The sequence below is a fragment of the Streptomyces sp. Go-475 genome, assembly GCF_003330845.1.
In the GTDB taxonomy this organism is placed as follows: Bacteria; Actinomycetota; Actinomycetes; order Streptomycetales; family Streptomycetaceae; genus Streptomyces.
The window spans coordinates 5584721-5607643 of sequence record NZ_CP026121.1; the positions used below are offsets into that span (position 1 = coordinate 5584721).

Sequence of the window (22923 nt, forward strand, 5' to 3'; positions counted from 1 at the left end):
CCCCGTCCGCCGGACCCACGGCCTCCCGGCCGGATCCGCGGGCCTTCCTCACCTTGTCAGGACTCTTCTCCCAAGGACGGTGTCATGCTGACCGATCAGACCAACAGCGAGTTGGGCCGGCATCTGCTGACCATCCGAGGCGTCCAGTTCATCTTCGGCGCCCAGGGCGACCCCTTCGCCATGATCCTGCGCGCCGGCGACGACGACCCCCTCGGCCACGGGGCACGCGCCCGCGAACAGGGCCTGCACGAGAGCAGCATCGGCGCGTGGGTCACCGCGCAGCGCGAACTCGGCGCCCGGATCCTCGGCGACGAGCGGTTCTCCCCGCGCCACGCCGAGGAGGGGCCGCAGGCCCACCCGGGCGTCGACGTCTGGGACAACCCCCTGCTGTGCCATGTCGTGCCCCTCGACGACGCCCAGCTCAACCGCGATCCGGCCGCCTACCGCGCGCTGGCCCGGGCCGCGGCCCCGCTGCTGTCGGCCGAGGCGCTCGCCGCCCGGCTGCCGGAGATCGAGGCGGCCTACCGCGAGGCGCTGGCCGCGACCGGCGAACGGTTCGACCTGTACCGGGACGTCGCCGTCCCCGCCGCCCTGCGCGTGGTGGCCGACGTGCTCGGCCTGCCCGAGGAGACGCGGCAGCGCCTGCCCGAACTGCACGCGGGTCTCGCCACCGCCCTGGACGCCGGCCACTGCCCGCAGCAACTGGTCGCCGCGCGGGCGCTGTTCACGGCCATGGCGGACCTCTCCGCCGAACTGACCGGCCTGGTCGACAGCGGCCGCGCCACCGGCCTCGCCGCGCTCGCCGGTGTGTCGCCCGAGGACGCGGTCGCCGTCGGGACGCTCGCCGTCGTGGTGGGCGTCGAGGTCACCGCGACCGCCGTGTGCAACGCGGTCGAGGTCCTGCTGGACCACCGCGAGGAGTGGGAGCGGATCGGGCGGGAGCCCGAACGGGCCGGGGCCGCGGTCCGCGAGGCCCTGCGGCTTGCCCCGCCGCTGCGGTTCGAGAGCCGGATCGCGCGCGAACAGGCCGAGTTCGACGGCAAGACCGTCGAGGAGGGCCGGCGCGTCGTGGTGCTCGTCGACGCGGCCAACCGCGACCCGGAGGCCTTCGCCGACCCGGACGCCTTCGTCCCCGCCCGCGCCGACGCCGACCGGTCGCTGACCCTGCTCGGCGGTCCCGCGGCCCCGGTCACCGAGGCACTGGTCCGGCTCCAGACGGAAGCCGCGGTGCGCGTCCTCGCCGAGCTGCGGCCCGGCCTGCGCACGGGCGCCGAGGTGCTGCACCGCATGCGCTCGGCGGTGCTGCGCGGCGTCCTGCGCTTCCCGGTCGCATGACCGGGCCGACCATCATCAGGGGAGGAGCACCTCGGTGCGTGTACTGCTGACAGCCTTCGCACAGGACGCCCATCTCAACGGCGTCGTCCCGCTCGCCTGGGCGCTCAGGACCGCCGGGCACGAGGTCCGGGTGGCCAGCCAGCCGGCCGCGGTCGAGAGCATCACCCGGGCCGGTCTGACGGCCGTGCCGGTCGGCGACGACCACCGCATGGACGCCGTCATCCCCACCGTCGGCACCGGGATGCTCATGCACCACCTGGACCGCGACTACCTGGAGAACCGCCCGGAGCGGCTGAGCCTCGACTTCCTGCGGGCGTCGAACGCGATGCTGACGGCGACCTTCTACGCGCAGATCAACAACGACTCGATGATCGACGCGCTCGTCGACTACGCCCGGTTCTGGCAGCCGGACCTGGTGCTCTGGGAGCCCTTCACCTTCGCCGGCGCCGTCGCCGCCAAGGCGACCGGGGCCGCCCACGCCCGGCTCCTGGCCTTCCCCGACCTGTTCGCGAACACCCACCTGACACTGCGCCGGCGGCAGGCGGAACTGCCCGCGGAACTGCGCGACGACCCGCTGGAGGAGTGGCTGGCGTACACCCTCGACCGGCACGGCGCCGCCTTCGACCCGGACGTGGTCACGGGGCAGTGGTCGGTCGACCAGATGCCCCCCGGCGTGCGGATGGAGCTGGGGCTGCCGACGGTGCCCACGCGCTACGTGCCGTACAACGGGCCCGGCCCGGCCGTCGTGCCCGACTGGCTGCGCCGGCCGCCGGAGCGCCGCCGGGTCTGCCTCACCCTCGGGCTCACCATCCGGGACACGGAGTTCCCCAACGCCGTCGACGTCGACGAGGTCTTCGCCTCGCTGGCCGACCTGGACGTCGAGGTGGTGGCGACGCTGAGCGAGAAGGAACTCGCCCAGGTGTCGCGGGTGCCGGACAACACGCGGGTCGTCGACCACGTGGCGCTGCTGGCGCTGCTGCCCACGTGTTCGGCGATCGTCCACCACGGCGGTGCCGGCACCTGGGCGACCGCCGCCGCGCACGGGGTGCCGCAGGTGGCGCTCGGCTGGATGTGGGACGCGATCTACCGGGCCCAGCGGGTGGAGGAGCTGGGCGCGGGGCTGCACCTGCACTCCGAGGGCCTGACCGTGGAGGTCCTGCGCGACAAGCTCGTGCGGGTGCTGGACGACCCCTCGTTCACGGAAGGCGCCCGCCGGCTGCGCCTGGCCATGCTGTCGGCGCCGAGCCCCAACGAAGTGGTGCCCACGATCGAGAAACTGACGGCTCGTCACCGCCCGGTGGCCGCGGCCCGCTGACGCGACGAGGACGGGAGAAGCGTGAACATCCTGGTGACCGGTGCGGCCGGCTTCATCGGCTCGCACTTCGTCAGAACGCTGCTGAGCGGCGGATACCCCGGGCACGAGGACGACCGGGTGACCGTCCTGGACAAGCTCACCTACGCGGGGACCCTGAACAACCTGCCGGCGCACCACCCGCGGCTGACCTTCGTGCACGGCGACATCTGCGACACCCCCCTGCTGGACAAGGTGTTCCCGGGCCACGAGGCGGTGGTCCACTTCGCCGCGGAGTCGCACGTGGACCGCTCGGTGGAGGGCGCCGAGGCCTTCGTCCGCACCAACGTGCTCGGCACGCAGGCCCTGCTCGAAGCGGCGCTGCGGCACGGCACGGACGTCTTCGTCCAGGTCTCCACGGACGAGACGTACGGTTCCATCGCCGAGGGGCGCTGGACGGAGGACGAGCCGCTGCTGCCCAACTCGCCGTACGCGGCGTCGAAGGCGTCGGCCGACCTCATCGCCCGCTCGTACTGGCGCACCCACGGCCTGGACGTGCGCATCACCCGGTGCGCGAACAACTACGGCCCCGGCCAGCACCCCGAGAAGCTGGTCCCGCTGTTCGTCACCCGGCTCCTCGACGGGCAGCCGGTCCCGCTGTACGGGGACGGCTCGAACCTGCGGGAGTGGCTGCACGTGGACGACCACTGTCACGCGGTGCGGCTGGTGCTGGACCGGGGCCGGCCGGGGGAGGTCTACAACGTCGGCGGCGGCACCCATCTGACCAACAAGGAGATGACCGGCCGCCTCCTCGCGCTCTGCGGACGGGACTGGGACCTCGTGCGGCGGGTGGCGGACCGCAAGGGACACGACTTCCGGTACGCCGTGGACGACTCGAAGATCCGCCGCGAACTGGGCTACGCGCCCCGCTGGTCGCTCGACGACGGGCTGCGCGAGACGGTCGAGTGGTACGCCGCCCACCGTGACCACTGGGACGCCCGGGAGGAAGGCGCCGCCGGGGGGTACTAAAACTTGAATATCCGGGCCGCCCTCCTCTATGCTCGCCGGGTACCCAAATTTGAGCACCCGAAAGAAGGGGCGGGCATGGGCGGCGCCGACCTGGCGATCCAGACCGAAGCTCTGAAGAAGAAATACGGCGACAAGGAGGCCCTCGCGGGACTCGACCTGGAGGTACCCCGAGGCGTCGTCTACGGCCTTCTCGGCCCGAACGGCGCCGGAAAGACCACCGCGGTCCGCATCCTCTCCACCCTGCTGAAGTACGACGAGGGAACAGCCCGGGTCGCCGGCTACGACGTCGCCACCCAGTCGGCCCAGGTCCGCTACAGCATCGGACTCCTCGGCCAGCACGCCGCGGTGGACGAGGACCTGAGCGGCCGTCAGAACCTCGTGATGTTCGGGCGCTTATACCACATCGGCAAACGCAACGCCCAGGCCAGGGCCGACGAACTGCTGGAGCGCTTCGGCCTGACCGAGGCCGCCGGCAAGCCGGCCAAGCAGTACTCCGGCGGTATGCGCCGGCGGCTCGACCTCGCCGCCAGCCTCATCCTGGCCCCCTCCGTGCTGTTCCTCGACGAGCCCACCACCGGGCTCGACCCGCGGGGCCGCAACGACGTCTGGGAGTCCGTCCGCGGCCTGATCGCCGAGGGCCGCACCGTCCTGCTGACCACCCAGTACCTCGAGGAGGCCGACCAGCTGGCCGACCGCATCGCCCTGATCGACAACGGCAGGGTCGTCGAGTCCGGCACCCCGGACCAGCTCAAGAACAAGATCGGCGGCGACCGGATCGACGTCGTCCTCCGCCGCGCCCACGACCTCGACCGCGCCACCCGCACCATCGGCGCCCTGCTGCGCGCCGAGCCCGAGACGGACGCCGACAACCGGCGCGTCAGCGTCGTCGTCGACAACCGCGTCGCCGCCCTCACCGCCGTCGCCCGCGAACTGGACGACGCCGGCATCGAGGCCGAGGACATCGCCCTGCGCAGGCCCACACTCGACGAGGTGTTCCTGAACCTGACCGGCAACGGGGCGGCCACGTCCGCCGAGCAGAGCCTCAAGGAGGTCGCCCAGTCATGACCGCGATCATCGCGCCCGAACTGCCCAGGAACCCGCTGGCCAAACTGGGCTGGGTCCTCGCGGACTCCTGGACGCTCACCCTCCGCGGACTGTCCCACTGGGCCCGCAACCCCACCCAGATCCTGGCCGGCCTCGCCTTCCCGATCCTGATGGTGCTGCTCTTCGGCGGCATCTTCGGCAGCGGCATGCAGGTCGAGGGCGGCGGGGACTACATGGAGTTCCTGATGCCCGGCATGTTCGTCATGTCGATGGCCTTCGGCATCGGCGAGACCATGGCCGGCGTCACCGCCGACGCCTCCAAGGGCGTCACCGACCGGTTCCGCTCCATGCCCATGTCCGCCGCCTCCGTGGTGATCGGGCAGAGCATCGTCAACATGCTCTACAGCACCGTCGTCCTGATGATCCTCATGGGCTGCGGGGTCATCGCCGGATGGAGCTGGAGCGACGGGTTCATGCAGGCGCTCGGCGCCTTCGCGCTCCTGCTCCTGCTGCGCTTCGCCCTGCTCTGGGTCGGCATCTACCTCGGTCTGATCATCAAGACCCCGGAGGCGGCCTCCGCCGTCTACACCCTGCTGTTCCCGCTCGGCATCGTCGCCAACACCTTCGCCTCCCCGGAGATGATGCCGGGCTGGCTGGCGACCATCGCCGAGTGGAACCCGCTGTCGTCCACCGCCCACGCCACCCGTGAGCTGTTCGGCAACCCCGGGGTGGGCGGCACCTCCTGGATCGCCGAGCACGCGATGCTCATGTCCTTCGTCTGGCCGCTCGCGATCTTCGCGGTGTTCTTCCCGCTGGCCGTCCGCAAGTACCGGGCCCTGAGCAGGTAAGGGCCCCTGTACCGGGGTGTGAGCCGGCTGATCCCCCGGGCCGGCTCACACCCCCTCAGCCTGCCCGCCGCCCGGCGGGCGGTCCGTCGAGCCGAGCGCGAGGAGCCCACGATGCGACGTCGAGCCCGCCCGGAGCGGACGAACCTAGCGTGCACGGCATGACCGTCTTCGACATCGCCATCGCGGACCTGAACGGCAAGCCCGACCTGCTGTCCCGGCACCGCGGCCGGACCCTGCTCATCGTCAACGTCGCCTCCCGCTGCGCCCTGGCCGGCCAGTACGCCGGACTGGAGGCGCTCGCCCGCCGCCACCACGAGGACGGGCTCAGCGTCATCGGAGTGCCCTGCAACCAGTTCGGCGAGCAGGAGCCGGGCACTCCCGAGGAGATCGCCGACTTCTGCGCCGTCCGGCAGATCTCCTTCCCGCTCACCGAGAAGACCGACGTCAACGGAGCGGACCGCCACCCCCTCTACGCCGCCCTGACACCCTTCGCCGACGCGGAGGGCCACACCGGGGACGTGCGCTGGAACTTCGAGAAGTTCCTCGTCTCGTCCGCCGGCGCATGCGTGGGGCGCTTCGGCCCCACCGTCGAACCGCAGGACCCCGAACTCCTGCGCGCCGTCCGCGCGCAGGTGCGGTGAGCTCGACGCGTCACACCGCCTCGACGACTCACCCGACGCAGAGAGGATGATTTGTGAACCAGACGCCGGTTACCGCAACCGACGAGGGCATTCAGGTCGTCGGTGCCCGAGAGAACAACCTGAAGGACGTCTCCCTCGTCATCCCCAAGAACCGCATCACCGTCTTCGTCGGCGTCTCCGGCTCCGGAAAGTCCTCCCTGGTCTTCGACACCGTCGCCGTGGAGGCCCAGCGGCAGCTCAACGCCACCTTCCCCTGGAACATCCGGCACGACCTGCCCAAGTTCGAACGGCCGCACGTCGACGCGGTCACCAGGCTGACCACCCCGGTCGTCGTCGACCAGCGGCCCCTCGGCGGCAACGCCCGCTCCACCGTCGGCACGGTCACCGACGTCTACACCGTGATGCGCGTGCTCTTCGCCAACCACGGCAACGACGGCCTCGGCCAGACCTGGCTCTACTCCTTCAACGACCCCAAGGGCATGTGCCCCGAGTGCGAGGGCCTCGGCCGCGCCCGGCGCGCCAGCCCCGAGCTGATGATCGACCGCGGGAAGTCGATCGCCGAGGGCGCCATCCTCCTGCCCGGCTACACCGTCGGCAGCGCGAACTGGCAGTTCTACGCCAACTACGAGCGCCTGGACGCCGACAAGAAACTCGCGGACTACACCGACGAGGAGATGCACACCCTGCTGCACGGCAGCAACGGCACGGTCGAGGTGACCTACCCCAACGGCAACGTGCTGTCCCTGCGCTACGAGGGCCTGGTCGACAGCTTCGTCCGCCGCCATCTGAAGCGGGACACGGGCGGCATGAGCAAGGCCGCGCGCGACAAGGCGGCCGAGTTCTTCACCGAGGGCGTCTGCCCCACCTGCGAGGGCGCCCGGCTCAACCAGAAGGCGCTCGCCACCCGCATCGACGGCCACAACATCGCCGACTGGTCCCAGATGCAGGTCAGCGACCTCATCGGGGTCGTCGCCACGCTCCGGGAGCGGCTCGACACACCGCTCGTCACCACCATCATCGAGACCCTGGAGCAGATCCAGGCCATCGGCCTCGGCTACCTCACCCTGGACCGCTCCACCTCCACGCTCTCCGGCGGCGAGGGCCAGCGGCTCAAGCTCGTCAACCACCTCGGCAGCGAACTGACCGGGCTGACCTACATCTTCGACGAACCCAGCGTGGGCCTGCACCCCCGCGACGTCAGCCGCCTCAACGACCTGCTGCGCGCGCTGCGCGACAAGGGCAACACGGTTCTCGTCGTGGAGCACGACCCGGACGTCATGGCCGTCGCCGACCACGTCGTCGAGATCGGCCCGCGGGCGGGCGTGCACGGCGGCACCATCGTCTTCGAGGGCTCCTACGAGGAACTGCGCGTCGCGGACACGCTGACCGGGCAGGGGCTGCGGCGCACCGGCGGGATCAAGGAGAACCCCCGCCCGTGGGGCCGGACCCTGCCGATCGTGAACGCGACGGCGAACAACCTGAAGAACGTCTCCACCGAGATCCCCACCGGTGTCCTGACCGCCGTCACCGGAGTGGCCGGCGCGGGCAAGAGCTCCCTGATCGCCCACGCCTTCCGCGCCCAGTACCCGGGGGCCGTCTTCGTCGACCAGTCGCCCATCCCGCGCTCCTCGCGGTCCACCCCGGCGAGCTACCTCAAGCTGATGGACCCGATCCGCAAGCTCTTCGCCAAGGCCAGCGGCGAGGACGCCAGCCTCTTCAGCTTCAACTCCAAGGGCGCCTGCGAGGAGTGCGAGGGGCGCGGCCTGCTCATCACCGAGGTCGCCTACATGGACCCGGTCACCACGCACTGCGAGGTCTGCGAGGGCCGCCGCTTCAAGGAGTCGGTGCTCCAGCACCGGGTGCGCGGCAAGAACATCGCGGACGTCCTGGAGATGTCCGCCGAGGAGGCGGGGGAGTTCTTCCTCTCGGGACCGCTGCGGGCCAAGGCCAACGCCCTCGTCGAGACCGGCATCGGCTACCTCGGCCTCGGCCAGTCGCTGGCCACCCTGTCCGGCGGTGAGCGCCAGCGGCTCAAGCTCGCCGACCGGCTCTCTGGCTCGGGCACCGTCTACATCCTCGACGAGCCGACCACCGGCCTCCACCTGTCCGACATCGACAACCTCGTCGGCCTGCTCGACCGGATCGTCGAGCGGGGCAACACCGTCATCGTCATCGAGCACGACCTGGCCGTGATCTCCCAGGCCGACTGGGTCATCGACCTCGGCCCCGAGGGCGGCAACACCGGCGGCGAGATCGTCTTCACCGGCACCCCGGCCGAACTGGCACAGGCCACGCACTCCCACACCGGGCAGCACCTGAGCCTCTACCTGGCACAGTAGGGCGCCTCACGCGGCGGACGGCGGGACCGGCCCGAACGGGCCGTCCGGCTGTCCGCCGCCGTCGCGCGCCGCTCGGCGTTCGAACCGGCGCAGGCCGAAGCCAGCCCGGCCCGGACACCGCCGCCGCGTGCCACCGCCCCCTGCCCGCGCGGCCGGCTACACCCCTCCCGTCACCCGCCGGCACGCCTCCGCGTACGCCCGTACCAGGGGCCGCCGGCCGTCCTCGCGGCGCCAGGCCAGGACGTAGCGGCTGGGAGTGACGCCGCGCACCGGGCGGGCCGTCACGCCGCCCAGGGTGAGCAGGGGGACGTTGCCCGCGGCCACGAGGCACACCCCGAGGCCCGCGGTCAGGGCCTCGTACGTCTCCTCCGTGCTCGCGATCTCGGCGCCGATCCGGGGCGGGCGGCCGTCGCGGGCGTCCAGGGCGAGCCAGTGGTCGCGCAGCGGGCCCGTGCTCTCGGGCAGGGCGAGGAACGGCTCGTCGAGCAGGTCCAGGAAGTCGATCTCGGTGCGGTCGGCGAGGGGGTGCGTGTCCGGCAGGGCGACCATGAGCGGTTCCTCGGCGACGACCGTCCAGGCGTAGCGGTCCTGGCCGGGCAGCGGGAGCCAGACGAACGCGACGTCCGCGGTGCCGTCGGCGAGACCGGTGGTCGGGTCCTCCCAGTTGACCTGCCGCAGCCGGAGGGCGGTCTCCGGCTGCGCCGCCGTGAAGCGGGAGCGGATCGCGGGCAGCAGTCCCCCGCGGACCGGGCTGGTGCTCATGCCCACGACCAGCGTGTCGCGCCGCGCGGCCCGGACGGAGTCCATCGCGGCCGCGCCCCCCTCCCACGCGCCCAGCACCCCGCGCGCGTGCGGCAGCAGTGCCGTACCGGCGTCGGTGAGGGCAACGCCGTGCCGGTCGCGCCGGAACAGCTCGACGCCCAACTGCCGCTCCAGAGCCCGGATCTGCTTGCTCAGCGCGGGCTGGGAGACGTACAGCCGCTCGGCGGCGCGGGTGAAGTGCAGTTCCTCGGCCACCGCGACGAAGTAGCGCAGGTCCCGCACATGAACGTCCATCGTCATGACCATCGGCTATCACCAAAGGTCTTGGACGGGCAACCGGCCGAAGGGGAAGGGTGGTTGGCGCAAGGGAGAAGACGAGACGAGGAGCGGTCATGAACAAGGTCTGGCTGATCACGGGCGCGAGCAGCGGTTTCGGGCGGGCGATCGCCGAGGCCGCCCTCGCCGCCGGCGATGTCGTGGTGGGCGCGGCCCGGCGCCCCGAGGCGCTGGACGACCTGGTCGCCGCCCACCCCGACCGGGTCGAGGCGCTGCGCCTGGACGTCACCGACACGGGCGCCGCCGAGGCCGCCGTACGGGACGTCGTGGCGCGGCACGGGCGGATCGACGTCCTGGTCAACAACGCGGGCCGGACGCACGTCGGGGCGTTCGAGGAGACCACCGAGGAGGAGCTGCGGGCGCTGTTCGAGGTGCATGTCTTCGGCCCGGCCGCCCTCACCAGAGCCGTGCTGCCGCACATGCGCGAGCGGCGCTCGGGCGCGATCGTGCAGCTGAGCAGCATGGGCGGGCAGCTGTCCTTCGCGGGCTTCTCGGCGTACAGCGCCACGAAGTTCGCCCTGGAGGGCCTGTCCGAGGGGCTCGCGGACGAGGTCGCCGAGTTCGGTGTCAAGGTGCTGATCGTCGAGCCGGGCGCCTTCCGCACCGGCCTGTTCGAGACCGGGCGGGCCGGCGCCAGCCAGGACAGCGGCGTGTACGCCAAGGTGCGCGAGACCCGCGGCCTCGTCGCGGGCGGCGACGGCACCCAGCCCGGCGACCCGGCCAAGGCCGCGGCCCTCATCCTGGCCGCGCTGGAGGCCGACCCCACACCGCTGCGGCTGCCCCTGGGCGACGACGGCGTCAGCGCGGTCCTCGGCCACCTCGACCAGGTGCGGGACGAGGTCCTGGCGTGGGAGAAGCGCAGCCGGAACACGGCGTTCGACGACTGACGCCACCCGGCGAGGGCCCTGCTCGTCCGTGCAGGGCCCTTGTGCAATTCCTGTGGAGGCCTCAATCTTTCGGCTGACGCACAGGAGTCACCCCTTGATTGACATGACCATGACTCAAGGGTGCTCCGACGGGCGTGCACCACACCCCACAGCGCACCACCGATCGAGGAGGACCCCTCAGATGGCAGTGATGCGTACTCCCCACAGACCCACCCGGCGAAGACTGGCCGCGCTCGGCGCGACGGCCACCGCGGCGCTCGTCGCGAGCCTCGTCTCCGCCCTCCCCGCCGGCGCGGCCCCGGCCGCCGAAGGGCGCGTCCAGTACCAAGGCGCCGCGAACGCCGTCGCCGACAGCTACATCGTCACCCTGAAGACCGAGAAGGCCGGCTCCGCCGCGGGCCGCGCCCTCGCGCACAAGTACGGCGCCGCCATCGAGCGCACGTACACCAAGGCCCTCAACGGCTACGAGGTCGAGGCCTCCGCGTCCGAGGCGAAACGTCTCGCCGCCGACCCGGGCATCGCCTCCGTCGTGCAGAACCGGACGTTCTCCATCACCGCGACGCAGCCCGGCCCGCCCTCCTGGGGCCTGGACCGCATCGACCAGAAGAACCTGCCGCTGAACAGCTCCTACACCTACCCGGACGCGGCGGGCGAGGGCGTCACGGCATACGTCATCGACACCGGCGTCCGCATCACGCACGGCGACTTCGGCGGCCGCGCCTCCTACGGCTACGACGCCGTCGACAACGACAACACCGCCCAGGACGGCCACGGCCACGGCACGCACGTCGCCGGCACGGTCGCCGGCAGCGCCTACGGCGTCGCCAAGAAGGCCAAGGTCGTCGGCGTCCGCGTGCTGAACAACTCCGGCCAGGGCACCACCGCCCAGGTCGTCGCCGGCATCGACTGGGTCGCCCGCAACGCGGTCAAGCCCGCCGTCGCCAACATGTCCCTCGGCGGCCCCGGCGACACGGCCATCGACACGGCCGTCCGCAACGCCGTCACCTCCGGCGTCACCTTCGTCGTCGCGGCCGGCAACGAGTCCACCAACGCCTCCACCCGGTCCCCGGCCCGCGTCACCGAAGCCGTCACGGTCGGCGCGACGACCTCGGGCGACGCGAAGGCGAGCTACTCCAACTACGGCTCCGTCCTCGACCTGTTCGCGCCCGGTTCGTCCATCACCTCGGCCTGGAGCACGGGCGACTCGGCGACCAACACCATCTCCGGCACGTCGATGGCGAGCCCGCACGTCGCCGGCGCCGCCGCGCTGTACCTGGCGGACAACCCCGCGGCCACCCCCGCGCAGGTCTCCTCCGCACTGACCTCCGCCGCCACCACCGGCGTCGTCACCAGCCCCGGCACCGGATCGCCCAACCGGCTCCTGAACGTCGGCGGCGGTACCACCACCCCGCCCGGCCCGCGCTTCGAGAACACCACCGACCAGGCCATCGCCGACAACGCGACCGCCGAGTCGCCGGTGACCGTCTCCGGCGTCTCCGGCAACGCCCCGTCGGCCCTGGCCGTCGAGGTGCACATCGTCCACACCTACATCGGCGACCTCCAGGTCCAGCTGATCGCCCCCGACGGCACGGCGTACACGCTGAAGTCGTACGGCACCGGCGGCAGCGCCGACAACATCGACACCACCTACACCGTGAACGCCTCCTCGGAGACCGCGAACGGCACATGGAAGCTCCGGGTGAGCGACAACGCCCGCATGGACACCGGGCGGATCGACGCCTGGGCCCTCCAGTTCTGAGCTTGAACTCCTCCTGACAACGACCGGCAGTCAGGCGTCCCTCGCCCTCGCGGCAGGCTCCGGGTCCCCGACCCGGCCCGCCCCGAGGGCGAGTTCGTCTCCCCGGGGGTTCTCGCGCATCCGGGTCCACTACGGGGTGGTTGTGCTTCTATGGGTGCGGAATGAGCAGAGGGAGACGCGCGAAGGACGGGATGCGCTGAATGCTGGACGACGCCTCCCTGTCCGTGACCGCGGCGGCCGGCACGGCCGTGACCGAAGCCGTCGGCACCGGGGCATGGCCCGCCGTGCGCGCCGCGGCGGCCCGGTTGCTGAGCCGGGGCACCCCGGGTGACGTCCGGACGCATCTGGCGCGCCTGGACCGCGACATGACCGCCTTGCTGGAGGGGCACGACGAACGGCTGCGCATCCGCCTGGAGTCCGCCTGGCAGACGCGGTTCGAGGTACTGCTGGACGGGGCGGCGGACAGCGAGCGTACGGAACTCCTCACGGAACTCCAGGAGTTGACCCTGCTCGGGCAGGGCCGGTACGCCCTCGCCGCGCGGCCCGGGCTGTCGCCGGCGGCACCGGCCGCGCCCGTGCCGCCGTCACCGGCTCCGTCCTGCCCGCCGCCCTCTCCGCCCTCTTCAACCGAGGCGCCCGGCCCCGACGGCACGGTCCGCGCCCCCGTGCTCGTCGGGAAACTCCCCACCGCGGCGGGGCCGTTCCGCGACCGGCCCGACGCGGGCCTGCCGGACGGCCTGTGGGACGGGCCCTCGCCCACCTGGGCCCTCGTCGGGCCCCCCGGGGTGGGCAAGACGCGGCTCGCCGCGCACCTGGCCCGTCGCGTGCTGCGGGACGGGGCGGCCGATCTCGTCGTGTGGATGACCGCCACCAGTGAGGACGCGGTCGTCTGCGGCTACGCCGAGGCGGCCGAGGCCGTCACCGGGCACGGCAGCGCCCAGCCCGAGCATGCCGCGGAGGCGTTCCGTTCCTGGCTGAGCTGGACCGACCGGCGCTGGCTCGTGGTGCTCGACGGGCTGCCCGGCACCGCCGAACTGCACCACCTGTGGCCGCCGGAACGCCCCAACGGCCGCGTCCTGGTCACCACCGGCCACGCCGGGTCCCTGCCGGCCGGCAGCAGCCGCCTGGACCTCGGGCCGTGGGACGAGAGGGCCGCGGCCGAGCAGTTGACGCGTGAACTCGCCGAACTCGGACGGACGGACGACCCCGCGCACATCGCCGCCCTGGCGGCCGACCTCCGGCAGCACCCGCTGGCGCTGTCCACGGCGGCCGCCGACCTGGCCTTCACGGGCCGGAGTTGCGCCGCCTACCGCACGGCCCTTCGCGAGGTACGGCAAGAGCCGGCCCCGAGCAGCGCGGACGCGGCCCGCGCCGCAGCCGGTGGCGGACCGGGCCCCGACCTGGTCACGGCCTGCTGGTGGCTGTCCATCGGGACGGCCGACCGGCACGCGGCCGGCCTCGCCCGCCCCCTGCTCGAACTGGCCGCCGTGCTCGACCCGCACGGCGTGCCCGTCGCCGTCCTCACCAGCGCACCCGCCCTCCAGCACCTCGCACGCCGCCGGACCCCGTCGCACGGCGACGCCCCGCAGACCGCCTCCCCGGACGCCCCGACCGCCCTCGACGCCCTGACCGCCCTCGACGTGCTGCACCGCCTGCGGCTGGTCGAACGCGGCGGCGACGCGGAGCACCCGACGGTACGGCTGAGCACCCTGCTGCAGAGCACCGTCCGCGCGGCGCCGCCGGCCGAGGACCGGGACGCGCTCGCCCTGAGCGCGGCCGACGCGTTGCGCGCGGTGTGGCGTACGGCGTCGGGCGCGCCCCGCTCCCCGCTGTGCCGGGCGTTACGGTCCTGCACCGACGTCCTGGCCGGGCACGCGCGCGAGGCCCTCTGGCAGCCGCAGTGCCACCCCGTGCTGTTCCAGGCCGGCCGGAACCTCATCGCCGCCGGGATGGTCCGCGCGGCCCGGGTGCGCTGGGAGTGGCTGCACGCCGCCCTGCACCACCGCTTCGGCCCGGACCATCCCGACACCCTCGCCGCCCGCGGCCATCGCGCCCGGGTGCGCGGCGCCTCCCAGGACGCGCCCGGAGCCGTGACGGCCTACCGCGAACTCCTCGACGACCTCGTCCGGGTCCTCGGCCCCGACCATCCCGACGTGTTCACCGTCCGGGACAACCTGGCGCTCTGGCAGGGCGTCGCGGGCGACCCGGCGCGCGCGGCGGCGGCCTACACCGACCTGCTGGCCGACCGGCTGCGCGTGCTCGGGCCCGATCACCGCGACACGCTCCTCACCCGCCACAACATCGCGCTCTGGCGCGGCACGGCGGGTGACGCGGCGGGCGCGGCGGCCGCCTACGCCGAACTCCTCGACGACATGGGCCGGGTCTTCGGCGTGAACGACCCGGCCGTGCTCGACACCCGCGACCGGCTGACCGAGTGGCGCAACCGCGCGGCCGACGCGGCGGCCGCCGCCCGGACCCCGATGAGCCCGGTGCGCGAGCCGGCGCACCCGGAGCCGCCGGACCCGGGGTTCTGGGCACCGCCCGCGCACTCCACCGCGCCCGGCCCGGACGCAGCCGGGCCGGGCGCGGTGCCCGCCCTCTCCGCCGAGCGGCTGCTGCTCGAACCGTCGTGGGCCCGGCGGCTGCGCCTGCGGCTGACCAGGCGCGGAGCGGAGACCCGGGGGCGGCGGTCCGGGGCGGACGTGCTGCGCGCGCCCCTGGCCGGCTGCCACCGCATCGCGGTGATCAGCCTCAAGGGCGGCACGGGCAAGACCACCACGGCGGCCGCGCTGGGCGCCACGCTGGCGGGCCTGCGCGACGACCCGGTCATCGCTGTGGACGCGTCCCCGGAGGGCGGCACGCTCGGCCACCGGGTGGGCCGGGAGAGCGGCTCGACCGTCCTCGACCTGCTCGCCGCGCTGCCGGAACTCCAGGACCCCGAGGACGTCCGCGCCTTCACCGCCCGTGGCCCGGAGGGCCTGGAGGTCCTCGCGCAGGACGTCGCCCCGGGGCTGTCCGCGCCGTTCGGCATCCAGCAGTACCAGCGCCTCGTGGACGCGCTGAGCCGCGCCTACCCGATCATCGTCACCGACTCCGGCACCGGTCTGCTGCACGAGGCCGTGCGGGGCGTCCTGGCCCTCGCCGACCAGGTGGTCGTCGTCGCCACCGCGAGTGTCGACGGCGCGGAGCTCGCCTCCGTGACCCTGGACTGGCTCTCCGCCCACGGCCACGCCGAACTGGCCCGCAGTGCGCTGGTCGTGCTCTCCGGGGTGCACGCCGGGTCCTCCCTGGTCCGGACGGACCGCATCGTCGAGCACTTCGCCCAGCGCTGCCGGGGCGTCGTCCGCGTGCCCTTCGACGCACACCTCGCCACCGGCGCCGCCCTCGACCTGACCCACCTCCACCCCGAAACCCGCCGCGCCTACCTCGACCTCGCCATCCAGGTCGCCGAGTGCTTCCGAGGCCCCCATCCCGTCGCCGCCAACGCCCTGGATCCGCCTGACCCTTCACCGGTGTCCGGTCCTTCGCGGGTGTCCGGTCCTTCGCGGGTGTCCGGACCTTCGCCGGTGTCTGACTCTGCGCCGGTGTCTGAGTCCGAGCCGGTGTCTGGCCGTTCGTCGGTGTCTGGGGCTGCGCCGTCGACTGGTACTGCGTCGGTGTCCGGTCCCTCGGCGTCGAGCGGTCCTTTGCCCGTGCCCGGGCTTTCGCCGTCGGCCGGGCCTCTGCCGATGTCCGGGCCCTGGCAGGTCTCCGGGCCTTGGGCAGCGCCCGGGCCTTCGCCGTTGTCCGGGCCGTTGCCGGTGCCCGGGCCGTCGCCGGTCTCCGGGCCTTGGACGGCGCCCACCCCTCCGCCTTTGCCCGGGTCGTCGCCGTCGACCGCGCCCCGGCCGGCGTCCGACGCTTCGCCGGCGTCCGACTCCCCGGCGCTGCCCGACTCCCCGGCAGCCCCCGCTCCCGCGACACCGAGCCACCCGGATCCCTCGGCACCAGCGCGCCCGGCCCCCTCTGCCTCACAAGATCCGGCCCCCTCTGCATCACAAGCCCCGGTCCCTGCTGCCTCACAAGATCCGGTTCCCTCTGCATCACAAGCCCCGGTCCCTGCTGCCTCACAAGATCCGGTTCCCTCTGCATCACAAGCCCCGGTCCCCGCTGCCTCACAAGACCCGGCTCCCCCTCACCCGACCCGGCCCCCTCGGCCCCGGTCCCCGCTGCCTCACAAGACCCGGCTCCCGCCCCCTCACCCGACCCGGCCCCCTCGGCCCCGGTCGCCCCACCTCCCCCCTCCCCAAGCGCCCCGGACATCACGCCGCCGGCTGCCCCTGTCCCTGTCCCCCCGCCGCCGTCCGCCTCTGTCCCCCCACCCTCGGCAGCCAAGGACCCCTCCGGCCGCGGCCGTCCAGCCGCCCCCACACCCCCCGGCCGGCCCCGCCGTCGCCCCCGGCTGGTCCTGGTGGACGACGTGGTGCGGGTCGGCGTGCCCACCACGATCGAGTTCCGGCTGACCACCGTCGACCCGGCCGAGGCACCCCCGCCAGGCCCGCCGGAGAACGTCCTGGTGATCGCCACCACCCGGTCCGCCGCGACCCTGGAGCCCTCCGCGGTCGACTGCGTGACGGACGCCGAGCCCGCCCGGTTCGTCTTCACCGCCCGGGACCCGGGCGAACACCGCCTGCGGTTCACGGTGTACGACCCGGACTACGGCAGGGCACTGCAAGTCCTGGAGACCACCCTGCCGGTCCCCGACCCGGCCCCGGAACCCCTCGGAAGGTCGTGACCCATGGCCGTCGAGCTGCACGCCGACATCGTCCACGACCCCTCGGGGGAGTACACCCGCTGGCCCGCCGACCACGGCCACCGGCCGCTGGACCTGACGGTCACGCTCAGCGTCTGCACCGACGACAGGGTGCTGATCCACGCCTACCCGAGCGGCCGGCGCGCGCCCCGCACCCGTGTCCACCGCGCCTGGCTCCACACCTCGGCCTCCGCCATCCGGGCCGAGGCCGACCGGCTGCGGCAGTTCTGGTCGGAGAACGTCGTCCACCACCGGCCGGTCGACGCCCACGGCATGCCGCGCGGGCCGTACACCTTCGCCGACGCCTGCGACCTGCGACCGCACCGTGACACCGTCGACCCGCTGCTCGAAGAACTGGCCGTGCAGGGCAAGCGGGTGCTGGACAAGGTCCTCGCGGGCGCGGGGAACGAACTGGAGCCCTTCCGGGCCTTCCTGCTCGGCGAGTTGGGACGCGAGGGCCTGCGCGTCAGCTTCGACTCCGAGCTGTACCTGCCCTGGCCGATGCTGGCCGTCCGCCCCGACGGCTCCGGCGCGCCGCCCTCCTTCCTGGGCCACCGGCACCAGATCGAGCAGACCGGCGCCCCCTACGCCCCGTACCAGGCACCGCCCGCCACCCGCTCCACCCCCGCCACGAGCCTCAACACCGACACCACCCTCGACGGCGTCGGCCGTTCCGACGCCGTGTACGACCTGCTGCGGGTGGCGTCCGACGTGACCGTCCGCACCACCGCCGAGGAACTCTTCAAGTCGCTGCGCAGCCCGCACTTCGACGAGGACCTCATGTACTTCTGGTGCCACGGCATGTTCGTCGAGCGCGGCGCCCACCGCTCGGTCGGGATCCGGCTCTCCGACGGCAGGCTCATCGACGCGGACGCGGTGCACCGCTACCGCGAGGAGTGCCGCGACTCGCCCGGGGCCTTCTTCCGCCCCTTCGTGCTGCTCAACGCGTGCCACGCGGGCGAGGCGGCGGCCACGGCCGAGCTGGAGTACCTCGGGAACGCGTTCATCGAGAACGGCGCGGACGGGGTGCTGGGCCCGCAGATCGAGATCCCGCAGGTCTTCGCGGCCGAGTACGCGCACGCGTTCATCGAGCGGTACCTGTACGGGAACGAGACCGCGGGCGAGATCTGCCACCGGCTGGTCCGCCACTTCCTCGACGACCTGCGCAACCCGCTCGCGCTGGCCTACTCGCTGCACTGCGGCATCGACAGCCGTCTGGAGACCCGGCCGTCGACCACGAGACCGCTGCTCGCGACGCCCGAGGACGGCTCCGCCCGCCCGGCGGCGGCCATACCGTCCCAGGCCGTCGCGTCCCCGAGCGTCCCACCCGGCCCGTCCGCGTCCCCGGCCAGGTGACGGACGCTCCCTGTCCGCGGCCCTGCCGCCGAGAACACCTGCCCGCACGGGCCTCGCCCGGCCTGCCGTGTGTTCCGCCCCCGTCCCTCCGCCGCTTACGATGCGGCCAGCCGTACGACGGCTCCCCACGCGCCCCGCCCACCGCCCCAGCCAGGAGCACCGTACCCGTGTCGATACCCCCGCCCCCCGGGAACCAGCCGCCCCAGGACCCGTACGGCCCGCCGCCGGCGAACTGGACCCAGGGACCGCAGGGTTACGGCCCGTACGGCCCAGCGGGCCGCCCGTACGGCACCCCGGTCTCCGTCAACGCGCTCGCCGTCGCCGCCCTGGTGCTCGGCGTGCTCTGCTTCCTGCCCGCCGCGGGGCTCGTCCTGGGCCTGATCGCGCTGCGGCAGATCAGGCGGTCCGGGCAGAGCGGCCGGGGCATGGCGATCGCCGGGGCCGCGCTGTCGTCCGTCGGGATCGCGCTGTGGACGGCGGTCCTGGCCACGGGCGCCGCGTCCGATGCCTGGGAGGGCCTCAAGGACAGCACGCAGGGCAACGAGAGCCTGTCGCTGGAGAAGGGCGACTGCTTCGACGCGCCCGACGGCCTGGAGGGCGACACCTACGACGTCGACCGGGTGCCCTGCGAAGGCAGGCACGACGGCGAGGTCTTCGCCTCCGTCACGCTGCCGGGCGGTGCCTTCCCGGGCGACGCCGAGATCACCGACATCGCCGACGAGAAGTGCTACGCGCTGCAGGACCAGTACGCCATGGACACCTGGGCGATGCCCGCCGACGTCGACGTGTACTACCTCATGCCGTCCCGGGACAGCTGGCGCTACGGCGACCGCGTGATCACCTGCGTCTTCGGCCACACCGACGCCAAGGCCAAGCTGACCGGATCGCTGCGCGGCGACCGCACGACCCTCGACACCGACCAGGCCGTCTTCCTCTCCACGGCCAACGCCCTCGACACGGCCCTGTACGAGGAGCCCGAGGACACCGCCGATGACGACCTCGCCGCCCACCGCGCCTGGGCCACCCAGGTGCACGACGTGCTCGGCGAGAACATCGAGGCCCTGCGCGGCCACTCCTGGCCGTCCGACGCCCGCGGGCCCGTCGCCGCCCTGGTCGAGGACCTGGAGAAGGCCCGGGCACAGTGGGCGAAGGCGAGCGAGGCCACCGACGCGGACACCTACTACGCGCACTACGACAAGGCCTACACGTTCGTCGACGGCCCGGCGACCGTCACGGCGCGCAAGGCCCTCGGACTGGCCACGACCCCGCCGGCGTACGAGGAGGACGACAGCGGCAGCTCCGAAGCCGAGGTGTGACGGCGCCCATAGCGGGGAGAAAGTGCCTGCGTAAAGCCCTCAGGGCCACCATGTCATCACATCGAGTGATTCTCTGGCCTTTGCTTGCACGGCACAACCTACGGTTGCCACGCTGTTGCTGTCTGTACAACCTGATGGGAGCGGCCAGTGACATTCGGTGAGCAGCCGGCGTACTTGCGTGTCGCGGGTGATCTCCGCAAGAAGATCGTCGACGGTCAGCTGCCACCGCACACCCGCCTCCCCTCGCAGGCCAGAATCCGCCAGGAGTACGGCGTCTCGGACACCGTCGCCCTGGAGGCCCGCAAGGTGCTCATGGCGGAGGGCCTGGTCGAGGGCCGCTCCGGCTCGGGGACGTATGTGCGCGAGCGGCCCGTGCCCCGGCGCATCTCCCGCTCCGGCTACCGCCCGACCGGCGGGGCGACGCCGTTCCGGCAGGAGCAGGCCGACGGCGAGGGGCGCGGCACCTGGGAGTCCAGCAGTGAGCAGTCCGAGGCGAGTGTCGCGGTCGCCGAGCGGCTGGGCATCGACCCGGGCGACCGGGTGATGTGCACGAAGTACCTCTACCGCGAGAGCGGCGAGGCGATGATGCTCTCCACGTCCTGGGAGCCGCTCGCCGTCACGGGCCGTACGCCCGTGATGCTGCCCGAGGAGGGCCCGCTCGGCGGCATGGGCGTCGTCGAGCGCATGCGCGCCATCGACGTCATCGTGGACAACGTCACGGAGGAGGTCGGCGCCCGCCCCGGCCTCGCCGAGGAACTGCTCGTCCTGGGCGGTGTCCCGGGCCATGTGGTCCTGGTCATCCAGCGCACGTTCTACGCCTCGGGCCGTCCCGTCGAGACGGCCGACGTGGTCATCCCGGCCGATCGGTACCGGGTCGCCTACCACCTTCCGGTCAAGTAGCGAACGCTCACATCCGTCTCGCGGCGCGCCCCCCGCGCGCCCCGCTCACACACTCGCCCTGCCCGCTGCCGGTGGCCGGGGCGGACCGCGCTCTCTCCTCGACCCGTGTTCGCGCAGGTCGCCGTCGGTGTATGCGGTATGCCCCCGACCGGATGCGTCGGGGTGCGCGGACGGCGCGTTTTTGGGCGTGCGCCCCCTGCGTTCTGGCTGGTTGCGTACCTCTTTGTGAAATCCCGTATTCGCTGCGTGAAGGTTAGGCGTAGGCTCAGGCATATGCGCATTGCGGTTTCCTTATCGGGTGGGGCACGGCACAGGCCGCGGGTGGGAAGTGGAGGGGCGCGATGAACGACAGCACGGTCACTCTTCCCTGGCTCGTGATACGAGAGGACGACAACGGCAACCGGTACCGCGTGGGCCGGTACGCGACCCGGGCCGAGGCCCAGAAGATCGCGGACAGCCTCGACGGCCGCGGCCACAAGCAGCTGTACTGGGTCGAACGACTCGGCCAGAACGGCCCGGCCACGGCGACGCACGACTGACACCCACGGGTGCGCGGGGGCGGGCCCACGAACCGAGTCATGCCCACGGACCACCATCGCGCCGCCGAACGGGCGTCGCGCCCACGGACCGGTTGTGCCCACGGACCGGCATCGCGCCGGCGAACGGGCGTCGCGCCCACGGGCCGGTTGTGCCCGCGGACGGCATCAGGCGTTCGCGGACCCCGTCACGGGTTGCCGGACCGCATCACGTGCTGGCGGACGGCATCAGGCGTTCGCGGACCGCATCACGGGTTGCCGGACCGCATCACGTGCTGGCGGACGGCATCAGGCGTTCGCGGACCCCGTCACGGGTTGCCGGACCGCATCACGTGCTGGCGGACGGCATCAGGCGTTCGCGGACCCCGTCACGGGTTGCCGGACCGCATCACGTGCTGGCGGACGGCATCAGGCGTTCGCGGACCCCATCACGGGTTGCCGGACCGCATCACGTGCTGGCGGACGGCATCAGGCGTTCGCGGACCCCATCACGGGTTGCCGGACCGCATCACGTGCCCGCGGACCGCGTCTGGCGTTCGCGGACCGCATCACGTGTTGCCGGACCGCATCACGTGCCCGCGGACGGCATCAGGCGTTCGCCGACCGCATCACGTGTTGCCGGACCGCATCACGTGCCCGCGGGCCGCGTCTGGCGTTCGCGGGCCACGTCACGTGCTCGCGGACCGCGTCAGGTGTTCGCCCGGCCTCCCGTAGGCTCCCCGCATGAGTGAGCGGATCGTCGTAGGGGCCGCGCTGGTCGACGGCGGGCGGCTGCTGGCCGCCCGGCGCAGCGCGCCCGTCGAGCTGGCCGGGCGCTGGGAGTTGCCCGGCGGCAAGGTCGAGCCGGGCGAGACGGCCGAAGCGGCGCTCGTGCGGGAGTTGCGCGAGGAACTGGGCGTCGACGCCGAGGCGGGCGGGCGCGTCCCGGGGGAGTGGCCCCTGAAGCCGCCGTACGTGCTGCACGTGTGGACCGCGCGGCTGCGGCCGGGCTCCCCGGCCCCCGAGGCCCTGGAGGACCACGACGACCTGCGCTGGCTCGGCCCCGGCGAGATCTGGGACGTGGACTGGCTCGACCAGGACGTGCCGGCCGTGCGGCAGACCCTCGCGCACCTGGGAAGCCTCGGCGCCGACGCGGGGGAAGTGCCCGGCGCCTGAGGCCGGCCGGGGGCGTGCGGAGCGAGGCGACTGCGGTACGCGCGTCCCGTACGCCGTTTGTGCCACCGCGCGCCGCGCCGCGCGGTACTCCGCCCTGGATATCGGGTATGTGCCCATTAACCCCATGAAACCGGACATGGGTGGGCCCGCTGCTGGGAAGTGATCGGCGTGATCGACACCGAAGGCGACCGCGCCGAATGGACCTTTCCCGCCGACCCGGGCGCCGTACGCACCGCCCGCCAGGCCGTCCGCGGCCAACTCCGCGGCTGGGACCTCGACCGTCTCGCCGACCTCGCGGCGCTACTGGTCAGCGAGTTGGTCACCAACGCGCTGCGGCACGCCACGGGCCCCATCGGCGTCCGCCTGGTCCGCCCCGCCGGCCTGGACGGCGTCCTGCGGGTCGAAGTCTCCGACCCGCTCCCGGACCCGCCCCGCGAACGCACCGCCCGGCCCGAGGACGAAAGCGGCCGCGGACTGCAACTCGTGGCCTCCTCCGCCCGCCGCTGGGGCACCCGGCCCGGCGACGCGGGCAAGACGGTGTGGTTCGAACTCACCGTCCGGGAGTGAAAAATCGGTGTACGTACGTCCTGCCGCTGT

General features: G+C 73.1%; 18 protein-coding genes. 17 read left to right on the top strand and 1 reads right to left on the bottom strand.

The window, feature by feature from the left end; all coding sequences use genetic code 11:
• Nucleotides 1-84 precede the first annotated feature (84 nt).
• The 7 genes from C1703_RS25865 to C1703_RS25895 all read left to right on the top strand — a co-directional run bounded on the left by C1703_RS25865 (nt 85) and on the right by C1703_RS25895 (nt 8527).
• Nucleotides 85-1335, top strand: coding sequence for a P450-derived glycosyltransferase activator (locus C1703_RS25865; RefSeq protein ID WP_114255101.1), 1251 nt, complete (start codon nt 85-87; stop codon nt 1333-1335).
• 34 nt (nt 1336-1369) lie between these two features.
• On the top strand, nt 1370-2650 hold the full coding sequence (locus C1703_RS25870; RefSeq protein ID WP_114255102.1) for an activator-dependent family glycosyltransferase: 1281 nt from the start codon (nt 1370-1372) through the stop codon (nt 2648-2650).
• Nucleotides 2651-2671: 21 nt separating this feature from the next.
• The gene (gene rfbB / locus C1703_RS25875) at nt 2672-3655 is read left to right on the top strand and encodes a dTDP-glucose 4,6-dehydratase (protein ID WP_114255103.1); all 984 of its coding nucleotides are present in this window, start codon (nt 2672-2674) and stop codon (nt 3653-3655) included.
• A gap of 75 nt (nt 3656-3730) precedes the next feature.
• Nucleotides 3731-4720, top strand: coding sequence for an ATP-binding cassette domain-containing protein (locus C1703_RS25880; protein ID WP_114255104.1), 990 nt, complete (start codon nt 3731-3733; stop codon nt 4718-4720).
• A complete protein-coding gene (locus C1703_RS25885; protein ID WP_114255105.1) occupies nt 4717-5547 on the top strand; it encodes an ABC transporter permease in 831 nt (276 codons plus the stop codon). The genes C1703_RS25880 and C1703_RS25885 overlap by 4 nt, the downstream gene beginning before the upstream one ends.
• A 158-nt stretch (nt 5548-5705) precedes the next feature.
• Entirely contained in the window at nt 5706-6188 is a 483-nt protein-coding gene (locus C1703_RS25890) for a glutathione peroxidase (protein ID WP_114257591.1), read from the top strand.
• A gap of 53 nt (nt 6189-6241) precedes the next feature.
• A complete protein-coding gene (locus C1703_RS25895) occupies nt 6242-8527 on the top strand; it encodes an excinuclease ABC subunit UvrA (RefSeq protein WP_114255106.1) in 2286 nt (761 codons plus the stop codon).
• 156 nt (nt 8528-8683) lie between these two features.
• Here C1703_RS25895 and C1703_RS25900 read toward each other — a convergent pair whose 3' ends face one another.
• Entirely contained in the window at nt 8684-9589 is a 906-nt protein-coding gene (locus C1703_RS25900; RefSeq protein WP_114257592.1) for a LysR family transcriptional regulator, read from the bottom strand.
• A gap of 92 nt (nt 9590-9681) precedes the next feature.
• On the opposite strand from C1703_RS25900, the gene C1703_RS25905 reads away from it, so the two are divergent.
• From C1703_RS25905 to C1703_RS25950, 10 genes are all read left to right on the top strand, one after another.
• A complete protein-coding gene (locus C1703_RS25905) occupies nt 9682-10512 on the top strand; it encodes an oxidoreductase (RefSeq protein ID WP_114255107.1) in 831 nt (276 codons plus the stop codon).
• 181 nt (nt 10513-10693) lie between these two features.
• On the top strand, nt 10694-12271 hold the full coding sequence (locus C1703_RS25910; protein ID WP_114255108.1) for a S8 family peptidase: 1578 nt from the start codon (nt 10694-10696) through the stop codon (nt 12269-12271).
• A 200-nt stretch (nt 12272-12471) separates the two neighbouring features.
• Entirely contained in the window at nt 12472-16773 is a 4302-nt protein-coding gene (locus C1703_RS25915; protein ID WP_114255109.1) for an AAA family ATPase, read from the top strand.
• Nucleotides 16746-17045, top strand: coding sequence for a hypothetical protein (locus tag C1703_RS25920; protein WP_157993165.1), 300 nt, complete (start codon nt 16746-16748; stop codon nt 17043-17045). The genes C1703_RS25915 and C1703_RS25920 overlap by 28 nt, the downstream gene beginning before the upstream one ends.
• 3 nt (nt 17046-17048) lie before the next feature.
• Entirely contained in the window at nt 17049-18419 is a 1371-nt protein-coding gene (locus C1703_RS25925; RefSeq protein WP_114255111.1) for a CHAT domain-containing protein, read from the top strand.
• A gap of 167 nt (nt 18420-18586) precedes the next feature.
• The gene (locus C1703_RS25930) at nt 18587-19735 is read left to right on the top strand and encodes a DUF4190 domain-containing protein (protein WP_114255112.1); all 1149 of its coding nucleotides are present in this window, start codon (nt 18587-18589) and stop codon (nt 19733-19735) included.
• Nucleotides 19736-19882: 147 nt separating this feature from the next.
• A complete protein-coding gene (locus tag C1703_RS25935; RefSeq protein WP_114255113.1) occupies nt 19883-20635 on the top strand; it encodes a GntR family transcriptional regulator in 753 nt (250 codons plus the stop codon).
• Nucleotides 20636-20976: 341 nt separating this feature from the next.
• Nucleotides 20977-21174, top strand: coding sequence for an SPOR domain-containing protein (locus C1703_RS25940; RefSeq protein ID WP_114255114.1), 198 nt, complete (start codon nt 20977-20979; stop codon nt 21172-21174).
• 720 nt (nt 21175-21894) lie between these two features.
• Nucleotides 21895-22326, top strand: coding sequence for a (deoxy)nucleoside triphosphate pyrophosphohydrolase (locus C1703_RS25945; protein ID WP_114255115.1), 432 nt, complete (start codon nt 21895-21897; stop codon nt 22324-22326).
• 159 nt (nt 22327-22485) lie between these two features.
• Nucleotides 22486-22893 carry an ATP-binding protein gene (locus C1703_RS25950; protein ID WP_114255116.1) on the top strand — a complete coding sequence of 136 codons (408 nt, stop codon included), beginning with the start codon at nt 22486-22488 and terminating at the stop codon, nt 22891-22893.
• Nucleotides 22894-22923: the final 30 nt, after the last annotated feature.